Source organism: Pseudomonas sp. P7548, assembly GCF_013386585.1.
Classification (GTDB): domain Bacteria; phylum Pseudomonadota; class Gammaproteobacteria; order Pseudomonadales; family Pseudomonadaceae; genus Aquipseudomonas.
The window spans coordinates 36,312-56,879 of record NZ_JACARO010000077.1; the positions used below are offsets into that span (position 1 = coordinate 36,312).

The 20,568-nt window shown below is 61.4% G+C and carries 19 protein-coding genes; 8 read left to right on the plus strand and 11 right to left on the minus strand.

The features are described from left to right. Positions 1-30: 30 nt before the first annotated feature. Positions 31-927: a LysR family transcriptional regulator gene (locus tag HX803_RS26120; protein WP_178924669.1), complete on the minus strand. Its 897-nt coding sequence runs from the start codon at positions 925-927 to the stop codon at positions 31-33. A 98-nt stretch (positions 928-1,025) separates the two neighbouring features. Here HX803_RS26120 and HX803_RS26125 point away from each other — a divergent pair, with 98 nt between their 5' ends. Both HX803_RS26125 and HX803_RS26130 read left to right on the plus strand, forming a co-directional pair. Then, the gene (locus HX803_RS26125; protein ID WP_178924672.1) at positions 1,026-1,874 is read left to right on the plus strand and encodes an oxidoreductase; all 849 of its coding nucleotides are present in this window, start codon (positions 1,026-1,028) and stop codon (positions 1,872-1,874) included. Positions 1,875-1,979: 105 nt separating this feature from the next. Next, the gene (locus HX803_RS26130; RefSeq protein ID WP_178924674.1) at positions 1,980-2,666 is read left to right on the plus strand and encodes an HAD-IA family hydrolase; all 687 of its coding nucleotides are present in this window, start codon (positions 1,980-1,982) and stop codon (positions 2,664-2,666) included. Positions 2,667-2,800: 134 nt separating this feature from the next. Here HX803_RS26130 and HX803_RS26135 read toward each other — a convergent pair whose 3' ends face one another. Then, entirely contained in the window at positions 2,801-3,547 is a 747-nt protein-coding gene (locus HX803_RS26135; RefSeq protein WP_178924675.1) for a 3-oxoacyl-ACP reductase family protein, read from the minus strand. Between the two features lie 126 nt (positions 3,548-3,673). Between HX803_RS26135 and HX803_RS26140 the strand changes: the two genes are divergently transcribed. Beyond that, positions 3,674-4,597 (plus strand): LysR family transcriptional regulator, encoded by a 924-nt coding sequence (locus HX803_RS26140; protein WP_178924678.1) that lies wholly within the window; start codon positions 3,674-3,676, stop codon positions 4,595-4,597. Between the two features lie 105 nt (positions 4,598-4,702). Here the strand turns inward: HX803_RS26140 and HX803_RS26145 are convergent, their stop codons facing one another. The 3 genes from HX803_RS26145 to HX803_RS26155 form a co-directional block, all read right to left on the minus strand. Then, the gene (locus HX803_RS26145) at positions 4,703-5,431 is read right to left on the minus strand and encodes an aspartate/glutamate racemase family protein (protein WP_178924680.1); all 729 of its coding nucleotides are present in this window, start codon (positions 5,429-5,431) and stop codon (positions 4,703-4,705) included. A 13-nt stretch (positions 5,432-5,444) separates the two neighbouring features. After that, on the minus strand, positions 5,445-6,971 hold the full coding sequence (locus HX803_RS26150; RefSeq protein ID WP_178924682.1) for an NCS1 family nucleobase:cation symporter-1: 1,527 nt from the start codon (positions 6,969-6,971) through the stop codon (positions 5,445-5,447). 483 nt (positions 6,972-7,454) lie between these two features. Next, complete coding sequence (locus HX803_RS26155; protein WP_178924684.1) at positions 7,455-8,189, minus strand: phosphoadenylyl-sulfate reductase; 735 nt, start codon at positions 8,187-8,189, stop codon at positions 7,455-7,457. A 151-nt stretch (positions 8,190-8,340) separates the two neighbouring features. Here HX803_RS26155 and thrH point away from each other — a divergent pair, with 151 nt between their 5' ends. After that, positions 8,341-8,958, plus strand: a complete 618-nt coding sequence (gene thrH, locus HX803_RS26160) for a bifunctional phosphoserine phosphatase/homoserine phosphotransferase ThrH (RefSeq protein ID WP_065929901.1) — start codon at positions 8,341-8,343, stop codon at positions 8,956-8,958. A gap of 127 nt (positions 8,959-9,085) precedes the next feature. Here the strand turns inward: thrH and HX803_RS26165 are convergent, their stop codons facing one another. From HX803_RS26165 to HX803_RS26190, 6 genes are all read right to left on the minus strand, one after another. Then, a complete protein-coding gene (locus HX803_RS26165; RefSeq protein WP_178924686.1) occupies positions 9,086-9,442 on the minus strand; it encodes a type II toxin-antitoxin system HigA family antitoxin in 357 nt (118 codons plus the stop codon). Continuing rightward, a complete protein-coding gene (locus HX803_RS26170; protein WP_178924688.1) occupies positions 9,442-9,744 on the minus strand; it encodes a type II toxin-antitoxin system HigB family toxin in 303 nt (100 codons plus the stop codon). The genes HX803_RS26165 and HX803_RS26170 overlap by 1 nt, the downstream gene beginning before the upstream one ends. 229 nt (positions 9,745-9,973) lie before the next feature. Next, complete coding sequence (gene pabB / locus HX803_RS26175; protein WP_178924690.1) at positions 9,974-11,317, minus strand: aminodeoxychorismate synthase component I; 1,344 nt, start codon at positions 11,315-11,317, stop codon at positions 9,974-9,976. Between the two features lie 239 nt (positions 11,318-11,556). After that, on the minus strand, positions 11,557-12,543 hold the full coding sequence (locus tag HX803_RS26180) for an alpha-L-glutamate ligase-like protein (RefSeq protein ID WP_178924692.1): 987 nt from the start codon (positions 12,541-12,543) through the stop codon (positions 11,557-11,559). Beyond that, a complete protein-coding gene (locus HX803_RS26185) occupies positions 12,543-14,075 on the minus strand; it encodes an inactive transglutaminase family protein (RefSeq protein WP_178924694.1) in 1,533 nt (510 codons plus the stop codon). The genes HX803_RS26180 and HX803_RS26185 overlap by 1 nt, the downstream gene beginning before the upstream one ends. A gap of 5 nt (positions 14,076-14,080) precedes the next feature. Continuing rightward, on the minus strand, positions 14,081-14,617 hold the full coding sequence (locus tag HX803_RS26190) for an ATP-dependent zinc protease (protein ID WP_178924696.1): 537 nt from the start codon (positions 14,615-14,617) through the stop codon (positions 14,081-14,083). Between the two features lie 270 nt (positions 14,618-14,887). On the opposite strand from HX803_RS26190, the gene HX803_RS26195 reads away from it, so the two are divergent. The 4 genes from HX803_RS26195 (at position 14,888) to acnD (ending at position 20,566) form a co-directional block, all read left to right on the plus strand. Continuing rightward, the gene (locus tag HX803_RS26195; RefSeq protein WP_176996354.1) at positions 14,888-15,598 is read left to right on the plus strand and encodes a GntR family transcriptional regulator; all 711 of its coding nucleotides are present in this window, start codon (positions 14,888-14,890) and stop codon (positions 15,596-15,598) included. Beyond that, positions 15,595-16,488: a methylisocitrate lyase gene (gene prpB / locus HX803_RS26200; RefSeq protein WP_025854214.1), complete on the plus strand. Its 894-nt coding sequence runs from the start codon at positions 15,595-15,597 to the stop codon at positions 16,486-16,488. The genes HX803_RS26195 and prpB overlap by 4 nt, the downstream gene beginning before the upstream one ends. 158 nt (positions 16,489-16,646) lie before the next feature. Continuing rightward, positions 16,647-17,774: a 2-methylcitrate synthase gene (gene prpC, locus HX803_RS26205; RefSeq protein ID WP_178924698.1), complete on the plus strand. Its 1,128-nt coding sequence runs from the start codon at positions 16,647-16,649 to the stop codon at positions 17,772-17,774. Positions 17,775-17,971: 197 nt separating this feature from the next. Continuing rightward, the gene (acnD, locus tag HX803_RS26210; protein WP_178924700.1) at positions 17,972-20,566 is read left to right on the plus strand and encodes a Fe/S-dependent 2-methylisocitrate dehydratase AcnD; all 2,595 of its coding nucleotides are present in this window, start codon (positions 17,972-17,974) and stop codon (positions 20,564-20,566) included. The last annotated feature ends 2 nt before the right edge of the window (positions 20,567-20,568 follow it).

Here is a 20,568-nt window from a genome sequence, read left to right on the forward strand (position 1 = left end):
TCGGGGTTCGCTGTTGAGGTTGGCCGGGCATCAGGCGTTGAGTGCTTGTTGCAGGTAGTCGATGAACACGCGCAGCTTTTTCGGCGTGTTGCTGCGATTGAAGTAATACAGGTACAGCGCGCTGTGGGTGATCCAGTCACCCAGGACTTCCACCAGCTCACCGGATTGCAAGTAGGGCTCGACGCTGGAGCGTGCCACGTAGGCAAAGCCGAAGCCATCCAGTGCGCCGCGGATCATCAGCTCGATGTCGTTGGTGGCCAGCCGGCCCTTCACTGTCACCCGCAGCGGCTTGCCGTTCTTTTCAAAGTCCCAGCGGTGCAGCAGGCCGGTTTGGGCGCTGCGGTAGTTGACGCATTCATGCTCCAGCAAATCATGGGGATGGGTCGGTACGCTGCGGCCCTGCAAATAGCCCGGGGTGGCGACGATCACAAAGCGTAGCTGCCGGGCCACGGGGATCACCACCATGTCCTCGGCCAGCACGTGGTCGTAGCGGATACCCGCATCAAACCCCTGGGCGACGATGTCCACCAAGGCGTTATCCACCGCCACTTCCAGGTTGATCCCCGGGTGTTTGCGCAAGAACCCTTGCAGCAACGGCTGCAACACCATGCGGCTGGCGGTGGAGGGCACGTTCAGGCGCAAGGTGCCGCTGGCCTCGACGGTGGCGGCGGCGACGCTGTGCAAGCTGGTGTGCAGTTCTTCGAGCAGCGGGGTGATGCGTTCAACCAGCTGTGCACCGGCTTCGGTGAGGCTGACGCTGCGGGTGGTGCGGTTGAGCAAGCGCACGCCCAGCTGTTTTTCCAGGGCACCGACCCGCTGGCTCACGGTGGAAACCGACAGGCTCACGGCATCGGCCGCCTGGGTGAAACTCTTGGCGCGCGCGACCTGCAGGAACAGTCGCAATTGCTGGAAATCCGGCGTGTCCATTGTGTGGTTTTTCCGAAAGGGGCTTTTGGATTATGCATCTTTTTCACAATAACACCCACGCGCATACTTTTTTCACACCCCACGAGGAAAGCCCCTTCATGACCCATTCCACCGCAAAATCTGTCTGGTTTATCACCGGTTGTTCCACCGGTTTCGGGCGCCAATTGGCCCTGCACACCCTCAGCCTCGGCTACCCGACGGTGGTCACCGCACGCAACCCGCAACAGGTGCAGGACATCGTCGCCGGTCACGAGCACAACGCGTTGGTAGTGGCACTGGACGTGACCGACCAGGCCCAGGTCGAAGCGGCGGTGCAAGCGGCACAAGCGCACTTCGGACGCATCGATGTGCTGGTCAACAACGCCGGTATTGGCTACTTCGGCGCGCTGGAAGAAAGTGACCTGGCTGAAGTACGCCGCATGTTCGACATCAACTTCTGGGGCCTCAGCGCCATGACCCGTGCGGTGTTGCCCGGCATGCGCGCTCGGCGCTCGGGCACCGTGGTGAACATCTCTTCGGTGGGCGGGATTGCGGCGTTCCCGTCCCTGAGTTTCTACAATGCCACCAAGTTCGCGGTGGAAGGATTGTCTGAAGCATTGGCAGGAGAAGTCGCCCCGCTGGGGATCAAGGTGCTGCTGGTGGAACCGGGCCCATTCCGCACCGACTGGGCCGGGCGCTCGGCCAATGAGGCCCCGCATGCCATCGACGACTACCGCGAGACGGCGGCGGCACGCGCCGGCCGGGTGCGCAGCTACAGCGGCAAACAACCGGGTGACCCGGTGCGCGCGGCCCTTGCCATTGTCCAGGCGGTGGAGGCTGAGCAGCCCCCCTTGCGCTTGCTGTTGGGCAAGGCCGCGCTGGGGTTCGCACGCACCAAGGTCGAGGCATTGAGCGCTGACTTCGACGCGTGGGCTGAGGTGACTGAGGGGGCGGATTTCCCCGAGTAAGGCCTTGGGAAACAGCACATCGATGGTCACAACGGTTGCTTGCAAGAGAGCCGGGCCGTTATTGTGCTGAATCCTTTTAGTCCTTCCCCCCAAGGATCTGTTGTGATGAACGCACCGCGTACCGCCGGCCCGATCAAGGCCGTGATTTTCGATATGGACGGTTTGTTGCTGGATACAGAAGGCATCTACACCGAAGTCACGCAGATCATCGCCGAACGCTACGGCCGTACCTATGACTGGGGGATCAAGCAGCACATCATCGGGCGTGGCGCCCAGGACCTGGCCGACTACGTGGTCAAGGCCTTGGACCTGCCGATCACCCCGGCTGAGTTCCTGACCATCCGCGAACCGCTGATGAGCGAGCGTTTCCCCAAGGCCCTGGGCATGCCCGGCGCAGAAGCGCTGGTGCGGCATTTGAAAGCGCACAACATTCCGATTGCCGTGGGCACCAGTTCGTCGCGCCATTCGTTCGGCCACAAGACCACCTTGCACCGCGAGTGGTTTGGCCTGTTCGACACCATCGTCACCGCCGATGACCCGGAAGTCGGCGCGGCCAAACCCGCGCCGGACATCTTCCTTACCGCCGCCCGCCGTCTGGGCGTTGCACCCGAGGATTGCCTGGTGTTCGAAGACTCGCCGTTCGGCGTCACCGCCGCCAAGGCCGCCCACATGACCGCCATCGCCGTGCCGGACGAAGCCATGGCCGACAGCAAGTACCACCACGCTGACCAGATCATCCGCAAACTTGCGGACTTCGACCTGGCGGCCTACGGATTGCCACCACGGGATTGATTGAACGCAGTCAAAAAATGTGGGAGCGGGCTTGCTCGCGAATACGGGGTGTCAGTCGATAAAAATGTCAACTGACCCACCGTATTCGCGGGCAAGCCCGCTCCCACATTGTGTTGTGCAGTGTTCCTGAAGTCTTAGGCGCTGAAGCCGCCATCAATGGTCAGGCTGGCACCGGTGATGTAGCCGGCCTCCGGGCCTGCCAGGTAGGCAACGAAGCTGGCAATTTCTTCAACATGCCCATACCGACCCACCGCCATCAACCCAATCAGACTCTCGGCAAAATCACTGTCAGCCGGGTTCATGTCCGTGTCCACCGGCCCAGGTTGCACGTTGTTGATGGTAATGCCCCGTGGCCCCAGGTCCCGCGCCAGGCCCTTGGTCAACCCCACCAGTGCCGCCTTGCTCATCGCGTACGGGCCACCACCGCCAAAGGGCATGCGCTCGGCGTTGGTGCTGCCGATGTTGATCACCCGGCCTCCATCCCCCATGTGCTTGGCCGCTTCCTGGGTGGCGATGAACACGCTGCGCACGTTGATTGCCAGGGTCTGGTCGAAGTCTTCCAGTTTGAAGTCTTGCAGTGGCGCGATGGCCAGCACACCCGCGTTGTTCACCAGGATGTCCAGGCGGCCAAAGGCTTCGACGGTTTTGTTGACCGCGTTGCGGATCGCCTCGGCGTCGGCGCTGTCGGCACGAATCGCCAGGGCTTTGCCGCCTTCGCTGATCACGCTGTTCTGCAACTCTTCGGCCTTGGCAGCCGAGCTCACGTAGGTAAAGGCAACCGCTGCACCTTGGGCGGCGAGACGTTTGACGATGGCGGCGCCGATGCCGCGGGAACCGCCTTGAATCAAGGCGACTTTGCCGCTGAGGTTGTGTGTGGTCATGTCGATCTCCTAGCTGTTCAAGGCGGAATGCCTTGTTGATGGCGCCGAGTATCAACCTCACCCCGGTACACCGGTAGACCGCGATTGCTATAGTCTGTGTAAACCAAAAGTTTAGAGTGGGGCGTTATGGAGAGCTTTGGCAGTATCGAATGCTTTGTGCGCAGTGCCGAAGGTGGCAGCTTCGCCGAAGCTGCCCGGCACCTGAGCCTCACCCCGGCAGCGGTGGGCAAGAGTGTCGCCAAGCTTGAGGCGCGCCTGGGTGTGCGGCTGTTCCAGCGTAGTACACGGCGCCTGACCCTGACCGAAGCTGGCAAACTGTTTCTCGAAGAAGTCAGCGGCAGCCTCACCACCATCCAGAATGCCGTGGCTAACCTGGCCAGCGCCGAAGGCCGGCCGGTGGGGACGCTCAAGGTCAGCATGGGCACGGTGTTCGGCAACCGTTACGTGGTGCCGCTGCTGGGGGAGTTCATGAGGCGGTTTCCGGACATCAGCCCGGACTGGCATTTCGATAACCGCCAGGTCGACCTGATCGGCCAGGGCTTCGATGCCGCCATTGGCGGGGGCTTTGAGTTGCCCCAGGGCGTGGTGGCGCGCAAGCTCACCCCGGCGCATCGGGTGTTGGTGGCGGCGCCGAGCTACCTGGCGCAACGCCCGTCGGTCAAGGTGCCGGAAGACCTGGCGCGCTGCGCGGGCATCCTGATCCGTTCACCGCAGACCGGGCGCATCCGCACCTGGCAACTGACCGGCCGCGACCGCGAACAGCGCCCGCTGGCGCTCAAGCCCGGCATGACCATGAGCGACTCCGAAGCCGCCTGCTGCGCCAGCGCCCAGGGTTTAGGCATTGCGCTGGTGAGCATGCCGATGGCGGTGCCGTTTCTCGACAGCGGCGCGGTGGTGCGGGTGCTGCCCGGTTGGTATGTCGACGATGGCAATATTTCCATTTACTACGCCGAACATAAACTGCTGCCCGGCAAGACCCGGGCGTTTGTGGACTTCATCATCGAGCAATTTGCCGAGCGGCGGTTGGGCCAGCGATTCAGCGCGGTTTGAGCATGGCCGTAGACCGCGGTGCGGCCATCGCAGGCAAGCCAGCTCCCACAGGGAAATGCGATTCCCTGTGGGAGCCGGGCTTGCCCGCGATGCAGGCGACTCGGTCTACCGCCCGAACTGACCCGGCCAGCCAATGACTTTCTTCGGCCTCGGTGTCGCATAGGTGCGGACCTTCGACGTCGACAACCCCAGCCGCACCAACGATTCGGCAATGGTCACCGCCGCCGTCACCCCGTCCACCACCGGCACGCCGGTGCGCTGGCGGATCTGTTCATCCAGCCCGGCCATGCCGCCGCAACCCAGGCAGATCACCTCAGCCTTGTCTTCGCTGATGGCCAGCTCCGCCTGGCGCACGATGGCTTGCATGGCGGCCAGCGGGTCTTCTTCCAGCTCCAGCACCGCCATGCCGCTGGCCCGTACCGAGGCGCAGCGCTGGTAAAGCCCGGCCAGTTTCAGGCGGTCTTCGATCAGCGGCACGGTACGGTCCAGGGTGGTGACCACCGAGTAGGCGTGTCCCAGGAACATCGCGGTGCTGGCGGCGGCTTCCGTGATGTCCACCACCGGCACGTTCAGCAGCTCCTGCAAGCCTTCGCGGCCGTGCTCGCCATACCCGGCCTGGATCACCGCATCAAACGGCTGGTCGTAGGCCATCACCCGGTCCATCACCGCGATGGCTGCCAGGTAACTTTCAAAATTGCCCTCCACCGATTCCGCGCCGAAGTAGGGGGTAAGCCCGACGATCTCGGTTCCCGGCGCAGCCACGGCCCGCGCTTGCTGGGCGATGGTGTCGGTGATGGATTCGGTGGTGTTGACGTTGACCACGAGGATACGCATGGAAAATCCTTGATTAGTGACTGACGTTATCGACTGCAATGCTCTCGCCGCTGACATCGGCGTAGTACGGCTGGCGCTTGGCGATCAGCAGGTACAACAGCCCTGCAATACCGGCGCCAAACATCCAGGAGAACGGTGCGACGCTGGCAAAGCCCGGCAACAGCGCCAGCAGGATGGCGATCACCGCCGCTGGAATGAAGGCCGCCACCGCACGCAGGTTGACCCCACGGCTGTAGTAATAGGCGCCATGGGGGTCTTCGCTATACAGCTGCAGCACGTTTACCCGGCTTTTACGGATCAGCCAGTAATCGACCATGATCACCCCGTACAACGGCCCCAGCAGTGCGCCCAGGCCGGAGAGGAAATACACGATCACCAGCGGGCTGTTGTAGAGGTTCCACGGCAGGATCAGCACTGCCAGGGTCGCGCTGATCAACCCAGCGCGGCGGAAGTTCAGGTACTTGGGCGCCAGGTTGCTCAGCACAAAGGCGGGGGCGACGAAGTTGGCCATGATGTTCACCGCCACGGTGACGATCAAAAAGGCCAGGCAGCCCAGCACGAGGAAGAAGGTATTGGGGATAGCCGCGATGATTTCGGTCGGGCTTTCGATCACCCGGCCATTGAGCTGGAATTGCCCACCGCACAGCAGCACGGTGATGGCGGCAAACACCAGGATATTCACCGGCAGGCCCCAGAAGTTGCCGACCTGGATGGTCTTGCGACACGGCGAGGAGCGGGCGAAATCGCAGAAATTTAGGATCAGCGTGCCGTAGATGGTCAGCCACAGCGCGCCACCGGCGAAGATGTTGCGCCACATCTCGCCGCCGCTCAGCGGTTCGCGAACCGACCAGGCAATGTTCCCACCCACCTGGAAGTACATCCAACCGGCCAGTGAAGCCACCGTCACCAGAATCACCGGCCCGGCGAAAGCTTCATAACGGCGCACCATTTCCATGCCGTAGGCCAGAATCGCCAGCTGCACGAACCAGATCGTCACGAAACACGCCCAACCCAAGGTCGACAGGCCCAGGATCGAGTTGTGGTCATAGTCGGCAAACCCGGGGTGAATCGCCGACAGCAGCACGCGGAAAACCACCGAAGCCAGGTAGGTTTGGATACCGAACCAGGCAATCGCGATCACCGCACGAATCAACGCCGGAATTTGCGCGCCGTGAATACCAAAACTGATCCGGCTGATCACCGGAAACGGCACGCCGGTCTTTTGCCCCATATACCCCGACAAGTTCATGAAGAAGTACACCAATGCCGCGCCGATGCCCAAGGACAACAGAATTTGCCAGCCGCCCAGGCCTAGCGCATATAAGCCGATGGCGAAGGAGTAGTTGGCAATGTTGTGCACGTCATTGGTCCACAACGCGAAAATGCTGTAGCGCCCCCAACGCCGGCCTTCCACTTTGGTGGGCGCCAGGTCCTTGTTGTGCAGGCGCGGGCTGAGCACCAGCGGGCCGGGGCTGATGGCCTCGGGGTTCAGGGCGGAGGAGGGCAGATCCAGTGCGAGGTTCGATAGGCTTGTACGCATTCCGGCAAGCTCCAGCGCATCTGCAGACAAGCCGCGGATGGCAAAGTGTATGTATGTTTTGTATTTATTGTATACAAAGCGCATTTCACCTTAAGCCACATGCGTGCCAGTTTTCGATCTATGAAAACATCGGCTAATTTCGTTTTTGTAGGTGTTTTTAATAACTTGCTGAATTAGAAGAAATATAAATTGACCGATTGAACAGGTATTTATTTTTCAACGGGAAGAGGGCGATTCGAGATGAGAAAGAATAGAAGGTGGGAGGTGTTACGTAATGGTGCGGTCGAATAAAAATTGCACACATAAATGGCACCGATGGTTACATTTGTGTGTACACCTCTAATAACCACTGCAAAACAAATGCGGGAGCGGGCTTGCTCGCGAATGCGGTGCATCAGTTGAAACATTCTTCACTGATACACCGCATTCGCGAGCAAACCCGCTCCCACAAAAGCCGACGCCACATTGTTTACCGCATCAGCTTCAAGCCTTGCTGATGATATTCCCCGCATGCAACCCACACTCTTTCTGCGTGTCTTCTTCCCACCACCAGCGGCCTTCGCGCTCGTGCTGGTTGGGCAGTACCGGGCGGGTGCACGGCTCGCAGCCGATGCTGATGAACCCTCGCTCGTGCAGGCTGTTGTAGGGCAGCTCCAGCATGCGGATGTAACCCCAGATCTCCTCGCTGGTCATCTGCGCCAGCGGGTTGAACTTGTACAGGGTGCGCTCCGGAGTCGAGAAGGCCGTGTCGATTTCCAGCGCCGCGACCTGGCTGCGGGTACCGGGGCTCTGGTCGCGGCGCTGGCCGGTGGCCCAGGCGCTGACGCCCGAGAGCTTGCGGCGCAGTGGCTCGATCTTGCGCACGCCGCAGCATTCGCCATGGCCGTCCTTGTAGAAGCTGAACAGGCCTTTCTCTTTGACGAAGGGCTCCAGCTTGCTCTGGTCCGGCGAGATCAACTCGATGTCGATCTTGTAGAAGTCGCGCACCTGCTCGATGAACCGGTAGGTTTCCGGGTGCAGGCGGCCGGTGTCGAGGCTGAACACTTTGACGTTCTTGTTCAGCTTCCAGGCCATGTCGACCAGCACCACGTCCTCGGCACCGCTGAAGGAAATCCACAGGTCATCGCCGAACTGGCTGAACGCCAGTTTGAGAATGTCCTGGGCAGATTTGTTGGCATAGGTCGCGGCGAGTTCAGCGACGTCGAAGGCTTGGTTCATCAGGACGGTTCCTACAGGTCAGTGGCGCTGAGCGCTCTATAGGGGAGCGATGGTATCAAAATCCGCCCTGCGTTGCGGCGGCGAGCTTGAATCGCTAGAGTTCGGCAGTCCTTTTGCTCGCTCAACTAACAACATCCAATGGGAGTGTCTTGTGGAAATTGCCTGTCTCGACCTGGAAGGGGTGCTGGTTCCGGAAATCTGGATCGCCTTCGCCGAAAAAACCGGTATTGAATCCCTGCGGGCCACCACCCGTGACATTCCCGACTACGACGTGCTGATGAAGCAGCGCCTGCGCATCCTCGACGAGCACGGCCTGAAGCTCGCCGATATCCAGGAAGTGATCGCCACCCTCAAGCCGCTGGACGGCGCCATCGAGTTCGTCAACTGGCTGCGCGAGCGCTTCCAGGTGGTGATCCTGTCCGACACCTTCTACGAGTTCTCCCAGCCGCTGATGCGCCAGCTGGGCTTCCCAACCTTGCTGTGCCATCGCTTGATCACGGATGAAAACGACAGGGTGGTGAGCTACCAACTGCGCCAGAAAGATCCCAAACGTCAGTCGGTATTGGCGTTCAAGACCCTCTACTACCGTGTGATCGCGGCCGGTGACTCCTACAACGACACCACCATGCTCGGCGAGGCCGACCGCGGGATCCTGTTCCACGCGCCTGAGAACGTGATCCGCGAATTCCCGCAGTTCCCGGCGGTGCACACGTTTGAGGACTTGAAGAAAGAATTCATCAAGGCCTCGAACCGGCAGTTGAGCCTGTAATTTTTTGGTGGGGCTGGTGGCCTCATCGCAGGCAAGCCAGCTCCCACACTTGAAAGGGTTCACACATCAAAATGTGGGAGCGGGCTTGCCCGCGAAGAGGCCAGCCCAGTCACTACAAACCTACCTGCTAACTCCCCGCCAGCAAACTCTCATAAGGAATACGCAGGCCTTCATGCAACCGCTTGATCATCGCCAGGCTCAACTTGCGCTTGTGGTTCAACACTTCTGACACCCGCCCGCTGGTGCCGATAAAGGGCTCCAGATCGCGCGCGGTCATGCCCATCTGTTCCATCCGAAACTTGATGGCCTCCACCGGATCGGAAGGGGGCATTGGATAATGCTCGGCCTCGTATTTCTCGATGAGTATGGCGAGGATTTCCAGCTCATCACCTTCGGGCGAGCCAATGGCTGCTCCCCATAGCTGCTCCACGCGCGCGAGCGCAGCGGTCAGATCGCCCTGTGAATGTATGGGTTTGATGTTCATCACACGGTCTCCGCGTTGATCTGATCGTACTGCGCATGAGTGCCTACGACACGTATGAACCCCAGTTGTCGCTGATAATCGATTGCCATGATCACTCGATATTTGTTGCCGCCCACGTTGAAGACAACCCTGCCACTTTTAAGGATGCTTGCCGTTCTAAGCTCTGCCTTGAGCACTTGCGGCGTCGGGTAAGTCGCTTTTTCCATGTGGCGGTACAGCTCAATCAGTGGTGGTTTGGCGTCGGAATAAGTTGAGTGGCTTTCCCAGAAAATTCGTAAGGTGGAGAGAGCGATTATGCGCATCGCTTAAATCTCCCAATTTGGGAGATAATAGATGCGGTCTGGTTGGTATGCAATCTCGGAAACAATTTCTGACGAGTAAGCAGACGCTTCATGTGATCCCTCACAAACGGCGGGTGGACGGTCGGATCTGGACGCTATCTTCCAGTTTTCCCATCGTCCACACGCGTTCTGAATCTGGATCTTTCTTGCTGCTTGGTCAAATGCAGCAGAGCCCGGAGGGGCCGGCGGGCTATAGGTTTTCCAGTGTTTGTAACAACACCCGCACCTTCGTCAGCGACTCCTGATACTCCGCCTCCCACTCCGAGTCCGCCACGATCCCGCCGCCGCCCCAGCAGCACACCTGGCCATCCTTGACCAGCAAGCTGCGGATGGCGATGGAGCTGTCCATTTCGCCGCGCACGTCCAGGTACACCAGTGAGCCGCAGTACAGGCCGCGTCGGGTGGGTTCCAGTTCGTCGATGATCTGCATGGCGCGGATCTTCGGCGCGCCGGTGATGGAGCCGCCGGGGAAGCTGCCGGCGATCAGGTCGAGGGCGTCCTTGTCGTCGGCCAGCGTGCCGACGACGCTGCTCACCAAGTGGTGCACGTTGGGGTAGCTTTCCAGGCTGAACAGTTCCGGCACGCTGACAGAGCCGGTGCGGCAGGTGCGGCCGAGGTCGTTGCGTAGCAGGTCGACGATCATCAGGTTTTCGGCGCGGTCCTTGGGGCTGGCCAGCAGTTCGGCGGCATTCGCGGCGTCTTCTTCGGGCGTCAGGCCGCGCGGGCGGGTGCCTTTGATGGGGCGGGTTTCGACGCGACGCTCGCTGATATGCACGAAGCGCTCAGGGGACAGGCTCAGCACCGCGCCGTCATCGGGCAGGCTCTGGAACCCGGAAAACGGGGTGGGGCAGGCTTCACGCAGGGCGCAATAGGCCGCCCAGGGGTCACCGGCACACGGCGCGCGAAAACGCTGGGCAAAGTTGACCTGGTAGCAGTCGCCGGCCTGGATATAGTCCTGGATACGCACGATGGCCTGGCGGTAGGCCTCGGCGCTGAGGTCCGGGGCCATGGGGCCCTGCAACTGGAAGCTGGCGCTCAATTCAGCGGCCGGCGTGCTGAACAGTGCAATCAGGCGTTGCCGTTCGCCGTCGGCCAGGGTGGGGTGAAACACCAATTGGCTGGTCTGGGCCTGGTGATCACTGATCAGGGCCCAGGCATACAGCCCGAAGCGTGCGTCCGGCAGGTGCAGGTCATCGGCGGCCAGGTTCGGCATGTGTTCCAGGTGGCGGCCAAAGTCGTAGCTGAGGTAGCCAATCAAGCCGCCGGCAAACGGCAATTCATAACCGGCAGGCAAGGCCGCTTCGCCCAACAACCTGAGGTTTTCCCGCAAGCGTTGCAAAAAGCCACTGCCGCTTTCGTCAGGCGCCACCGTCAAGGTTGCGTTCGGCCAGGCGCTGAGCACGTCATAACGCCCGCGTTCGGCGGCCGGGCGGCCGCTGTCGAGCAGCACCGCGCCAGGGGCGTGACGAATTGCCGTGAAATACTCGGCGGGGTTGGCCCGGTAGGGCAGCGGGTGTACGGAACAGGTCGACATGCGGGGTGGATCAGCTAATGGCGCGGGGGAGGGGATTGTAGTCCCCTGTCGGTTCTGGTCCTAGGGGGGATGTCGGGGATAAGCAGATTGAGGCCTTATCCTGAGTATAGGGTTGCCTGTCAGGACGCTATCGCCGGCAAGCCGGCTCCTACAATGGAATGCGATAAATCCATTGGAATGCGGCCAATCCATTGGAATGCGATCAACCTGTGGGAGCTGGCTTGCCTGCGATGAGGCCGTCAGCCTTCTACCGCTGGAATATGCCCAAACATCTCCTGCACAAACTTCACCCGGTCTTCCGGGGTTTCCGTCACGCCCGCAGCCTTCAATTCTTCCAATCGCGCTTCCACCGCGTGGGTGCGCAAGGTCAGGCCGCAATCGTTGGCAATCTGGATATTCAGCCCCGGGCGAGCGTTGAGCTCGAGGATCAGCGGGCCTTTTTCCTGGTCCAGCACCATGTCCACGCCGATGTACCCCAACCCGCACAGCTCATAGCAGCCGGCCGCGAGTTTCATGAAACCGTCCCAGTTGGGCAGTTGCACGCCATCCACCGCATTGGTGGTGTCGGGGTGTTTGGTGATGATGTTGTTCAGCCAGGTACCGCGCAGGGTCAGGCCGGTGGCCAGGTCTACGCCCACGCCAATCGCGCCCTGGTGCAGGTTGGCCTTGCCGCCCGACTGGCGCGTCGGCAAGCGCAGCATGGCCATCACCGGGTAGCCCATCAACACGATGATGCGGATGTCCGGCACGCCTTCATAGCTGATGCTCTTGAAGATCTGGTCGGGCACCACGCGGTATTCGATCAGGGCACGGTCACGGTGGCCGCCCAGGGAATACAGGCCGGTGAGGATGCTGGAGATCTGATGCTCGATCTCTTCGTGGCTGATGATCTTGCCCGACACCGTGCGATAGCGCCCTTCAAAGCGGTCGGCCACCACCAGGATGCCGTCACCGCCAGCGCCCTGGGCCGGCTTGATCACAAAGTCGCTGCGCCCGCCAATGATGTCGTCGAGCTTGTCGATTTCCTTCTCGGTGCTGATCACCCCGTACATCTCAGGCACATGGATGCCGGCGGCCAGGGCCCGTTCCTTGGTGATGATCTTGTCATCCACGATCGGGTACAGGCTGCGCTTGTTGTACTTGAGCACGTAGTCGGCGTTACGCCGGTTGATGCCCATGATCCCCCGCGCTTCCAGGGCCTTCCAGGTCTTCCAGAAGCCGAACATTACTGGTCAGCCTTCAAGAAGGCCTTGAAACGCACCAGCTCGGTCAGGCGGTAGCCGCGATAACGCCCCATGGCCAGCATGAAGCCCACCAGGATCAGCAGGATCGCCGGGAAAGTGAACACGAAGTAGATCAGCTCCGGCACGCTCATGATGATGTGCGCCAGCGACGCCGCGAACAGCGTACCAATCGCCACTTTCAGTGCGTGGTTGGCGCCGCGTTCTTCCCAGGTGATCGACAGGCGTTCGATGGTCATGGTCAGGATCACCATCGGGAACAGCGCCACCGACAGCCCGCGCTCCAGGCCCAGCTTGTGGCTGAACAGGCTGATGGCCGCGATCAGCACCACCACGAAGGTCAGCACCACCGACAACCTCGGCAGCATCTGCAGCTTCAAGTGTTCCAGGTACGAGCGCAGCGACAGCCCCAGCGCCGTGATGATCGTGAACAGTACTATCCCGAAGCCCAGTTGCGTCTCGCGGAACGCCAGGGCGATCAGCACCGGGGTAAACGTACCCAGTGTCTGCAGGCCGATCAGGTTGCGCAGGATCAGGATCACCAGCACGCCAATCGGGATCATCACCATGATCATGAAGGTCTGCTGGGTCTGCAGCGGCAGGCCGTACAGCGAGTATTCGAGGAAGTTGGCGTCAGTGTTCTCATCCGTCAGCTTGGCCAGGCGGATGGCGTTCATCTCGCTGTTGTTCAGGCTGAAGGTCACCATGGCCTTTTTGCCGCCATCCACCGTGATCAGGTTTTCATCGCCGGTCCACCACAGCAGGCGGTCGGCCGGCAGGCCTTGCTCGCCGGTTTCCGGGTTGAAGTACAGCCAATCGTTGCCGTTGAAGCTGCGCAACCACAGTTCCGGGGTTTGCGGCTGGTCGGCGACCAGGCGGATGGTGTGGACTTTTTCCACCGGTACGTGGGCGATGGACAGCAGCAATTCGACGATCTTGGCCTTGTGCGGCGTGGACGGGTCGCCCGCCAGCAGCAGCTTCACGTTGTCGTCGTTGAGGTTGTTGGTGCGCTTGATGGCTTCGCTGATAAAGGTCTCGACGTCGGCCGAGTGCTGGCGAATCGGCGCCAGCAGGGCCTCGGCGGCGATCTTCTCGGGGCCTTCCACGGCGATGCTGTCGCGGAAGGTCGGGCCCTTGACCTTGATCTTTTCACCGCTGTAGCGCTTGGTCAGCACCAGGCGGTAATACAGGGTCTGGTTGCCCTTGGCGCGGCGTGCCGACCAGGTGACCTTGCGGTTGCCGTCGGTGCGGTTGACGCTCACGCCGTAGTTGTTGGAGATGAAGCTCTCGTTGAGGCTGACGAAGTCGCGGCTCAGGGGCGGCACGAACATCTGGATCTTCACCGGGTCTTTCGGGTTGGCGACGAACTCGACCTTGGCGTCGATGTTCCACAAGTCGTCGGTGGCGTCCTCGGTGACGGGGATCCCCAGCACGAAGATCTGATAGGCGGTGACCGAAATACCCAGCACCACCAGGATGGTGATGAGGATTTTCAGGTGCAGGGTCAGAGAGCGCATTCGGTTTACTCGGCGGTATGAGCGTCGGTGGCGCAGGCAGGTTTGCCTGCTGCGTATTTAAGACTGGGGTCGACCAGCGCATCAAAGCGTTTGAGCGCTTCGGAGCCGATCAGCAGCGGATATTGGAATGCGCTACGGTCAGTCAAGTTCACTTCGATGCTGCGTAAAGCGGTGCCCATGCAGATATCCAGCGCGATCACCGGGCGGGCGGTGTAGTTCTTGTCCTCATCGGGGTCGTAGTCACCGGCGCGGCGCTTGATCTTGCTGACGCGGGCCAGGGGGCGTTCGATGGGATGGGAATGGGCGGTGTCGATGGCCAGGTAAAAGCGCACCCAGGATTCGCCGTTGCGCTTGAAGCGCTTGATGTCGCGGGCGCTCAGGGAGGCGGTCTTGGCACCGGTATCGAGTTTGGCCGCCACTTCCAGGTCGATGCCCGCCAGTTGGGCGTATTCGTTCAGGCCGTACACAGTCTTCTCGGCGGCAAGGCCAAGGCTCGGTAGGGCTAGCAGGCAAAACGATAGAAGGAAGGGCTTGAGTGTCATAAATCCTGAGGCAGTGCAGTGCAATGTTCAATTCATGGCGACTGGCATTGCTGCGCAATCTCGGGTGCGCCGTTTCATCCAATGATGTCAGGCAAAAGCGGCGGGCATTCTAACATGATGCTTTTTTGGCGCCAGCGCTGGCAGGCGGCCATGCCCCGATAAAGTGCAGAAGGGGTTATTAGACGATTGTCGACAATGTTGATTTATTCTTTGACTCGTAACCGCTTATTGGCTAGTTTTTGCGGCATTGCTTTTGAAGGTGTCGACAATATGCTGGATCAATCGGAAGCCTTGGTGGCGACGACAGACGAATCCCAGACCATGTCCGAGAACGTCTTCCGCCGTATCCAGGCCGCCATCGTCAAAGGCGAGATCGCCCCCGGCAGCAAGATCTCCGAGCCGGAACTGGCGCGCACCTACGGCATCAGCCGTGGCCCGTTGCGCGAGGCGATCCACCGCCTTGAAGGCCAGCGCCTGCTGGTGCGCGTGCCCCACGTGGGCGCACGGGTGGTGTCACTCAGCCATGCCGAACTGATCGAACTTTACGAAATTCGCGAATCCCTCGAAGGCATGGCCTGTCGCCTGGCGGCCGAGCGCATGACCGACGCCGAAATCGAAGAGCTGCGCCAGGTATTGCACACCCATGAGCGCGACGAAGCGTTCCAGGCCGGCCTCGGTTATTACCAGCAGGAAGGCGATTTCGACTTCCATTACAGGATCATCCAGGGCGCGGGTAACCGCACCCTCACCCAAATGCTCTGCGGCGAGCTGTACCAGTTGGTGCGCATGTACCGCATCCAGTTCTCCGCCACCCCCAATCGTCCACGTCAAGCCTTTGCCGAGCACCACCGCATTCTGGACGCGATCGCCGATCGCGACGGTGAACTGGCCGAACTGCTGATGCGCCGTCATATCGGCGCGTCCAAACGCAACATTGCCCGTCATTTCCCCGGCGGCGCCCCTGAAAGAGGTGAGTCATGAGTTCGAACAATAAAAGCACACCCGGCCAGCGTTTCCGTGACGCTGTCGCCAGCGAGCACCCGCTGCAAGTGGTCGGCGCCATCAACGCCAACCACGCGCTGCTGGCCAAGCGCGCAGGGTTCAAGGCGATCTACCTGTCGGGTGGCGGAGTGGCGGCGGGTTCCCTCGGTGTGCCGGACCTTGGCATCACCGGCCTGGATGACGTGCTGACCGATGTACGCCGCATCACCGATGTGTGCGACCTGCCGCTGCTGGTGGACGTGGACACCGGTTTCGGTTCCTCGGCCTTCAACGTGGCACGCACCGTCAAGTCGATGATCAAGTTCGGCGCGGCCGCCATCCATATCGAAGACCAGGTAGGCGCCAAGCGTTGCGGCCACCGCCCTAATAAAGAAATCGTGTCCCAGCAAGAAATGGTCGACCGCATCAAGGCCGCCGTGGATGCGCGCACCGATGACAGCTTTGTGATCATGGCCCGCACCGACGCCCTGGCGGTCGAAGGCCTGGAGTCGGCCCTGGAACGTGCCGCCGCCTGCATCGAGGCCGGTGCCGACATGGTTTTCCCGGAAGCCATTACTGAACTGGAGATGTACAAGCTGTTCGCCTCCCGTGTGAAAGCGCCGATCCTGGCCAACATCACCGAGTTCGGCGCGACGCCGCTGTACACCACCGAACAGTTGAAATCTGCCGATGTTTCCATCGTGCTGTACCCGCTCTCGGCGTTCCGTGCCATGAACAAGGCGGCCGAGAATGTCTACACCGCGATCCGTCGCGATGGCACCCAACAGAACGTGATCGACACCATGCAGACCCGCATGGAGCTTTACGATCGCATCGACTACCACACCTTCGAGCAGAAGCTCGACGCGTTGTTTGCCGCCAAGAAATGACTTTGTGGGAACCGGCTTGTGTGGGAGCGGGCTTGCTCGCGAATGCGGTGGTTCAGTTTAAGTATTTGTGACTGACACTCCGTCTTCGCGAGCAAGCCCGCTCCCACACAAAGCCGCTCCCACATGCTCCCTAATAAATTCAAAATTGGAGAAGAACCATGGCTGAAGCAAAAGTACTGAGTGGCGCTGGCCTGCGTGGCCAGGTGGCCGGGCAGACCGCACTGTCCACCGTGGGCCAGGCCGGTGCCGGTTTGACCTATCGCGGCTACGACGTGCGCGAACTGGCCGCCGATGCGCAATTTGAAGAAGTCGCCTACCTGCTCTTGTACGGCGAACTGCCGACCCAGGCCGAATTGGCCGCCTACAGCGCCAAGTTGAGCAAACTGCGCGACCTGCCCCAAGCGCTGAAGGAAGTGCTGGAACGCATCCCTGCCGACGCCCACCCGATGGACGTGATGCGCACCGGTTGCTCGTTCCTGGGCAATATCGAGCCCGAGAAAGACTTCAGCGTGCAGCGCGATGTCACCGACCGCCTGCTCGCCGCCTTCCCGGCGATCATGTGCTACTGGTACCGCTTCAGCCACGACGGCAAGCGCATCGACTGCGTGACCGACGAGCCCAGCATTGGCGGCCATTTCCTGCACCTGCTGCACGGCAAGAAACCAAGCGAGCTGCACGTGAAGGTAATGAACGTGTCGCTGATCCTCTACGCCGAGCACGAATTCAACGCCTCCACCTTCACCGCCCGCGTGTGTGCGTCGACCCTGTCCGACCTGTATTCCTGCGTGACCGCCGCCATCGGCTCCCTGCGCGGCCCGCTGCACGGCGGTGCCAACGAAGCGGCGATGGAGATGATCGAGCGTTTCGGTTCGGCTGAAGAGGCCGTCGAAGGCACCCTCGGCATGCTGGCGCGCAAAGACAAGATCATGGGCTTTGGCCACGCGATCTACAAAGACAGCGACCCGCGCAATGAAGTGATCAAGGGCTGGTCGAAAAAACTCGCTGACGAGGTGGGTGACACGGTGCTGTTCCCGGTCTCCGAAGCCATCGACAAGACCATGTGGGAACAGAAGAAGTTGTTCCCCAACGCCGACTTCTACCATGCCTCGGCGTACCACTTCATGGGCATCCCGACCAAGCTGTTCACGCCGATCTTCGTGTGCTCGCGCCTGACCGGCTGGGCCGCGCACGTGTTCGAGCAGCGCGCGAACAACCGCATCATCCGTCCAAGCGCCGAATACACCGGCGTAGAACAGCGCAAGTTCGTGCCAATCGAACGTCGCTGAGTGGGGAGGTCGACAGGTTTGAAGTGGTAACCGAATCAAAATGTGGGAGCGGGCTTGCTCGCGAATGCGGTGCGTCATTCAACACATCTGGCGACTGCTGCACCGCTTTCGCGAGCAAGCCCGCTCCCACAGTTTGATCGCATTCCAGTTCGAAATCAGTCGGCTCCTTTTGCAATCACCGTGACCGAGTCCTGACGATGAACACTGAATTTCGCAAACCGCTCCCCGGCAGCCGCCTGGATTTCTTCGACGCCCGTGCGGCGGTCGAGGCCATCACCCCCGGTGCCTACGCCACCTTGCCCTACACCTCCCGCGTGCTCGCCGAAAACCTGGTGCGTCGCTGCGACCCGGCCACCCTCAACGCGTCCCTGAGCCAACTGATCGAGCGCAAGCGCGACCTCGACTTCCCATGGTTCCCGGCGCGCGTGGTGTGCCACGACATCCTCGGCCAGACCGCCCTGGTGGACCTTGCCGGCCTGCGCGATGCCATCGCCCAACAAGGTGGTGACCCGGCGCAGGTCAACCCGGTGGTGCCGACTCAGCTGATCGTCGACCACTCCCTGGCTGTTGAAGCCGGTGGTTTCGACCCGGACGCGTTCGAGAAAAACCGCGCCATCGAAGACCGCCGCAACGAAGACCGTTTTCACTTTATCGAGTGGACCAAAAAGGCCTTCAAGAACGTCGACGTGATCCCGCCGGGCAACGGCATCATGCACCAGATCAACCTGGAGAAAATGTCGCCGGTGATCCAGGTGCGCGACGGCGTGGCCTTCCCGGACACCTGTGTCGGCACCGACAGCCATACCCCGCACGTCGACGCGCTGGGCGTGATCGCCATCGGTGTCGGTGGCCTTGAGGCCGAGAGCGTGATGCTCGGCCGCGCTTCATGGATGCGCCTGCCGGAAAGCGTTGGCGTGGAACTCACCGGCAAGCTGCTGCCGGGCATCACCGCCACCGACATGGTGCTGGCGCTGACCGAGTTCCTGCGCAAGCAGAAAGTGGTCGGCGCCTGGCTGGAATTTTTCGGTGAAGGTGCCTCGGCACTCACCTTGGGCGACCGCGCAACCATCTCCAACATGGCTCCGGAATACGGCGCCACGGCGGCGATGTTCTATATCGACCAGCAGACCATCGCCTACCTGAAACTCACCGGTCGCGAAGACGAACAAGTCACCCTGGTGGAGCAATACGCCCGCCACACCGGCCTGTGGGCCGATGACCTCAAAGGTGCGCGATACGAGCGAGGCCTCACCTTCGACCTGTCCAGCGTCGTGCGCAACATGGCAGGCCCGAGCAACCCGCACGCCCGCGTCGCCACCAGCGACCTGGCCTCCAAGGGCATCAGCGGCCAGTGGGACGAAGTGCCCGGCCAGATGCCTGACGGCGCGGTGATCATCGCGGCCATCACCAGCTGCACCAACACCAGCAATCCGCGCAACGTGATCGCCGCAGGCCTGTTGGCGCGCAATGCCAACAAGCTCGGGTTGACCCGCAAGCCTTGGGTCAAATCGTCCCTGGCCCCGGGTTCGAAAACCGTGGCCATGTACCTCGAAGAAGCGGGCCTGGGCCACGAACTGGAAAAACTCGGCTTCGGCGTGGTGGCGTTTGCCTGCACCACCTGTAATGGGATGTCTGGTGCGCTCGACCCGGTGATCCAGCAGGAAATCATCGATCGCGACCTTTACGCCACCGCCGTGCTGTCCGGCAACCGCAACTTCGACGGGCGTATCCACCCGTATGCCAAGCAGGCCTTCCTGGCGTCGCCGCCGCTGGTAGTGGCCTACGCGATTGCCGGCACCATCCGTTTCGACATCGAAAAAGACGTGCTGGGCCTGGACGCCAACGGCAAGGAAATCCGCCTGCAGGACATCTGGCCGAGCGACGAAGAGATCGACGCGGTGGTCAAGGCGTCGGTCAAGCCGGAGCAGTTCCGCAAGGTCTACATCCCGATGTTTGCCATCCACGAAGACACCGGCCCCAAAGTCGCGCCGCTGTATGACTGGCGCCCGCAAAGCACCTACATCCGCCGCCCGCCGTACTGGGAAGGCGCACTGGCCGGTGCGCGGCCGCTCAAGGGCATGCGCCCGCTGGCGGTGCTGCCGGACAACATCACCACCGACCACCTGTCGCCGTCCAACGCGATCATGCTCGACAGCGCCGCCGGCGAGTACCTGGCGAAAATGGGCCTGCCGGAAGTCGACTTCAACTCCTACGCCACCCACCGCGGCGATCACCTGACCGCGCAGCGCGCCACCTTTGCCAACCCGAAACTGTTCAACGAAATGGTGCAGGAAAACGGCAAGGTCAAGCAGGGCTCCCTGGCGCGTATCGAGCCTGAGGGCCAAGTGACGCGGATGTGGGAAGCCATTGAAACCTACATGGAGCGCAAGCAGCCGCTGATCATCATTGCCGGCGCCGACTACGGCCAGGGTTCGTCTCGCGACTGGGCGGCCAAGGGCGTGCGCCTGGCCGGTGTGGAAGCGATTGCCGCCGAAGGTTTCGAGCGCATCCACCGCACCAACCTGGTGGGCATGGGCGTGTTGCCGCTGGAGTTCCTGTCGGGCACCGACCGCCACACCTTGAAGATCGACGGCAGCGAAACCTATGACGTGGTCGGCGCGCGCACCCCGCGTGCGCAGCTGACCCTGGTGATCAACCGCAAGAATGGCGAACGTGTCGAAGTGCCGGTGACTTGCCGCCTGGACACCGCCGAAGAAGTGTCGATCTACGAGGCGGGCGGCGTGTTGCAACGTTTTGCCCAGGACTTCCTGGAATCGGCGGCAACGGCCTGAGA